The following is a 4,625-nucleotide window of genomic DNA, read 5'->3' as shown; positions in this document are numbered from 1 at the left end:
GGCCGGCGGGCATGCCGACCGCGGTCCCGGCGGGCGGGCTCGGCCTGCTCACGATGCGCGAGCGCGCCGAGGGCGTCGGCGGGCGTCTCGAGGCGGGCCCCGACGGCGCCGCCGGTGCGTGGACCGTCGTCGCGACCCTGCCCACGGGGATCACGCCGTGACCCGCACGGTGCGGGTCCTCGTGGCGGACGACCACGCCGCCATCCGCTCGGGGCTGCGCCTCATGCTCGAGACGGCGCCGGACATCGAGGTCGTGGGTGAGGCCGGCGACGGTGCCGCCGCGGTGCTCAACGCGCGAGCGCTGCGTCCCGACGTCGTGCTCATGGACGTCCGGATGCCCGGGGTGGACGGGATCAGCGCGACCGCGACGATCGTCGAGGAGGGGCTCGCGGACGTCCTGGTGCTCACGACCTTCGACGTGGACGAGTACGTGTTCGGCGCGCTCCGCGCGGGCGCCGTCGGCTTCCTGCTCAAGTCGACCGAGGCGGCCTCGCTGCTGGACGCCGTGCGGCGGGTCGGGGCCGGGGAGGGTGTCGTCGCCCCGGAGGTGACGCGCCGCCTGCTCGCCGCCTTCGTGGAGCCGACACCGCCGCAGGCCGACGAGTCCGCCGCGGCCGCGCTCGACGGGCTCACCACGCGCGAGCGTGACGTGCTCGTGTGCCTGGTGCGCGGCATGTCGAACGCCGACCTCGCCGGCGCGCTCGGCATCACGGAGGCGACGGCCAAGACCCACGTCTCGCGCGTGCTCGCGAAGCTCGGCTGCAGCTCGCGCCTCCAGGCGGCGATCCTGGGCCGCGCGGCGGGCCTGGGCTGACCTGCTGCGGCTCCGGCCGCCTCAGCCCGCCGTCCCGTCGGCTGCGGCGTCCGCGGGGCTCCCAGCGTCCGCGGCGCGCTTGCGGTCGCGGTCCTTGCTCGGCTGCACCCGCTTCGGCTCGCCCGGCATCTTGGGGTACTCGGGCGGGTACGGCAGGTCGCCCGCGCCGTGCTCGGCCTCGTCCCGGTCGGCGAGCTCGAGCAGCGGCTCGAGCGAGTAGGCGGGGCGCTCCGGGTCCTCGGGGGTGGGGGCGCTCAGCGCGTGGAAGAGGTCGCCGACCTCGGCGAACCGGGCGGGCATCGACAGCACGTCGAAGTCGTCCGGGTGGACGTCACCCAGCTCCTCCCACCGCAGCGGCGCCGAGACGGTGGCCCTGGGGTTCGCGCGGATCGAGTACGCCGAGGCGATGGTCCGGTCGCGCGCCATCTGGTTGTAGTCGACGAAGATCTTCTGCCCGCGCTCCTCCTTCCACCACTTCATCGTGACCTGCTCGGGCAGGCGCCGTTCGAGCTCGCGGCCGAGCGCGATCGTCGCCCGGCGCGCCTGCGTGAAGGTCCAGCGCGGCTCGACCGGGACGAACACGTGCAGGCCGCGGCCGCCCGACGTCTTCGGCCAGCCCTCCATGCCGAGCTCGTGCAGCAGCGCGCGCAGCTCGGGTGCGACGCGGACGGCGTCGGCGAAGTCGGTACCGGGCTGCGGGTCGAGGTCGATGCGCATCTGGTCCGGCGCGTCGACGTCGGACGAGCGCACGGGCCACGGGTGGAACGTGAGCGTCCCCATGTTGGCCGCCCACGCGACGACGGCAAGCTCCGTGGGGCACACCTGGTCCGCGGTGCGGCCGCTGGGGAACGCGATGGTCGCGGTCTCGACGTAGTCGGGCGCGCCCTGCGGGAGGCGCTTCTGGTAGAACGCGTCCCCGCTGTTGTCCGCGCGCGTCGACATGCGCGCGCCCTCGAACACGCCCTTCGGCCAGCGCTCGAGCGTCGTCGGGCGGTCGCGCAGCGCGCCGAGGATGCCGTCGCCCACGGACACGAAGTACTGCACGACGTCGAGCTTGGTGAGCCCGCGTCCGGGGAAGACCACCCGGTCGGGGCTCGTGACGCGCACCGTGCGGCCGGACACCTCGAGCTCGACCGCCGGGGTCGTCGCGCGCGCCATGCGATCAACGTAGACGCTGGCCCCGGCACGGGCGAGGGTCAGCGTCCGGCGGGGATCCCCTGCGGGTCGGCCACGGCCGCGAGGCCGCGTCGGTGCGCGACCGTCACGGCCTCCGTGCGGCTCGAGACGCCGAGCTTCGCGAGCACGTTCGAGACGTGCACGCTGACCGTCTTGCCGCTGATGAACAGGCGCTCGCCGATCTGCCGGTTGCTCAGACCTTCGGCGACGAGGCTCAGCACCTCGGCCTCGCGCGCCGTGAGCAGGTCCGTCGTCGTCCGCTGCCCGGGCAGCTCGAGGCGGCCGCGCCGAGCGAGCGCCTCGACGGCCGCGATGAGCGGCGCCGCGCCCATCGCCCGCGCGTCGGCGGCCGCCCGTGCGAGCTGCTCGGCCGCCTGCCCGCGCTCGCCCGCCCCGAGCAGGGCCTCGGCCCAGCGGTACCGGCTTCGGGTCTCCTCGTAGCGGTAGCCGTAGCCGAACTCCTCGGTGGACCGGCGCCACGCGTCCGGATCGGCCGGACGACCGAGGTGCGCCCGCAGCCGGGCGTGCTCGGCGTGCGCCCGCGCGAGCCACGCACGACCCTCGGGCCCGAGCCTGCCGCCCCGGGGACGACCGCGGTCGGCCGACGACTCGGCGCGCTCGAGCAGGCGCGTGGCGCGCTCGAGGCGCGGCGTCGGGTCCGTGCCGGCGAGCCGGTCCTGCTCCGCGGCGTCCGCGAGCGCCGCGATCCCGAGCGCTCCGAGCCAGATGGCGCCGAGGAAGTAGTCCGACCACGTGCGGCCCAGGTGGGCGATGAGGCGCTCCGCCAGATCCGCGGCCTCCTCGAGCTCACCGGCCCAGGTGAGCGCGTCGACCGTGCAGCCGCCCGAGATGAGCGCGATCTGGCCGTCGCGCTCCCACTCGGACTCGAGCGCCCGGCCGCGCGCGATCGCGTCGCCGTCGCCGCGCGCGACGGCGGCGTAGAGCCGCACCGACGTGAGCAGCGGGGTCACCCACCCCGGGGCCTCGGGACCGGCGCCCTCGAAGTCGGTCGCGCGCAGGTCGCCGCGCGCGTACCGGACGAGCTCGGCGAAGAAGGACTGGGCGATGCCGAGGTCGCTGCGCGTCAGACCCGCGGAGCGGCTGCGGGCGATCGCCGCCTCGAGGGCGTCCGACGCCTCGTCCAGGCGGCCCGCGTAGTAGTAGGTCGTGACGAGGTTGTAGGCGCAGCGCTGCTCGGTGACGAGGTCCCCCGCGTCGGCCGCCCGCCGGCGCGCGCTGTCGAGCAGCTCCGCCGCGGCGTCCGGGTCGTCGACGACGAGCACGGCGAGCGTCGCGAGCGCGTCGGCCTCGGCGTCCGGCCGTCCGGCCGCGCGCGCCACCTCGACCGCGCGGTTCGCGCTCAGCGCCGCGGCGTCGTCCTCGTCGGCGTTGAGGCATGCACGCGCGTGCACGGCCAGCGCCCAGGCGCGGTCCGCGGGGTCGGCGTCGTCGGGCAGGTCTTCGAGCGCGCGCTCGGCCTCGGTGATCGACTCGCGGACCCGGTCGACGGCGAGGAGGGCCTGGGCGAGGCGCGTGCGGATCGGAGCCTGCCGGGCCGGATCGCCGGCGGCTGCGTCGACCGCCGACCGGGCGAGGACGGTGGCGCGATCCAGGCGCCCCGCGCGGCTCGCCGCCTGCGCGGCGGCGACGGTGAGCGTCACGCGGTCTGCCGGGACGTCGCCCTCCGCGACGGCATCCCACAGCCCGAGCACGGTCTCGAGGTGCCGCAGCTCCTCCTCGGGCGCCAGGACGCGCGCGGCCTCCTCGGCGGCCTCGAGCGACGCGCGCACGGCCGTCTTCGCGTCGTGGCACCGGCGCGCGTGGTGCGCGCGCTGCGCGGCGGTGCCGAGGCTCTGGTCGGCGAGCATCGCGTCGAGGAAGGCGCGGTGCAGGGTCACCTGCTCGCCCGGCAGGAGGTCGGCGTAGACGACCTCGGCGAGCAGGGCGTGCCGGAACGCGATCCGCCCGTCCTCACCGCCGAGGACGTGGGCGGCGACCGCCTCGCGCAGCGTCTCGTCGAAGCCGTCGCCCTGACCCGACCACACCGCGCGCAGGAGCGGCTCGGAGACGCGTCGGCCTGCCACCGACGCCACGCGCGCGAGGCGCTGGACCGTCGGGTCGAGCCCGTCGAGCCGCGCTCGCAGCACGTCGGCGAGCGACCACGGCAGGGCCCCGCCGTCGCCCGCCTCGAGCAGCTCCTCGGCGAAGTAGGCGTTGCCCTCCGAGCGCTCGTGCACGCTGCGGAGCACCTCGTGGGGGACCGGCGCGCCCGCGACCGCCCGGACGAAGGCGCCCAGCTCGTCGTGCGTGAACGGCGTGAGGTCGAGCCGCTCGACGCGCGGGTGGCGCCACAGCTCGGCGAGCACGGGCCGGAGCGGATGCCGCCGGTGCAGGTCGTCCGCCCGGTAGCTCGCGACGAGGAGGAGGTTCTCGGAGCGCATGCGCGCCACGAGGAACCGGAGGACGTCGCGGCTCGAGGAGTCCGCCCAGTGCAGGTCCTCGACGACGAGGACGAGCGGCGCGCCGGCGGTGCCCGCGGCGCCCAGGGCGGCGGCGAGCCCGTCGAAGAGCTGGAGCCGGCCGCCCTCGTCCTCCGCGGAGGGCGCGGCGTCGGCCGGCGGCGCCGCTCCGCCCC

3 protein-coding genes are annotated in these 4,625 nt (G+C 76.6%); 1 reads left to right on the top strand and 2 read right to left on the bottom strand.

All coding sequences use genetic code 11. The features are described 5' to 3' along the window. The first annotated feature begins 157 nt into the window (after positions 1–157). Positions 158–814, top strand: a complete 657-nt coding sequence (locus ICW40_RS20300; RefSeq protein WP_221655784.1) for a response regulator transcription factor — start codon at positions 158–160, stop codon at positions 812–814. A 21-nt stretch (positions 815–835) separates the two neighbouring features. Here ICW40_RS20300 and ligD read toward each other — a convergent pair whose 3' ends face one another. Next, positions 836–1,972, bottom strand: coding sequence for a non-homologous end-joining DNA ligase (ligD, locus tag ICW40_RS20295; protein WP_221655783.1), 1,137 nt, complete (start codon positions 1,970–1,972; stop codon positions 836–838). A 38-nt stretch (positions 1,973–2,010) separates the two neighbouring features. Beyond that, on the bottom strand, positions 2,011–4,625 hold a 2,615-nt coding region (locus ICW40_RS21715; protein WP_221655782.1), incomplete at its 5' end, for a helix-turn-helix transcriptional regulator.

The organism is Actinotalea ferrariae, from assembly GCF_019733465.1.
Taxonomy (GTDB): domain Bacteria; phylum Actinomycetota; class Actinomycetes; order Actinomycetales; family Cellulomonadaceae; genus Actinotalea; species Actinotalea ferrariae_A.
The sequence above is the reverse complement of the archived record's forward strand: the minus strand, read 5'-3'. Positions and strand labels throughout refer to the sequence as shown.

Excerpts from the sequence above, each read along its gene's own strand:
- ligD (WP_221655783.1), bottom strand. The coding sequence starts at position 1,972 with ATGGCGCGCGCGACGACCCCGGCGGTCGAGCTCGAGGTGTCCGGCCGC.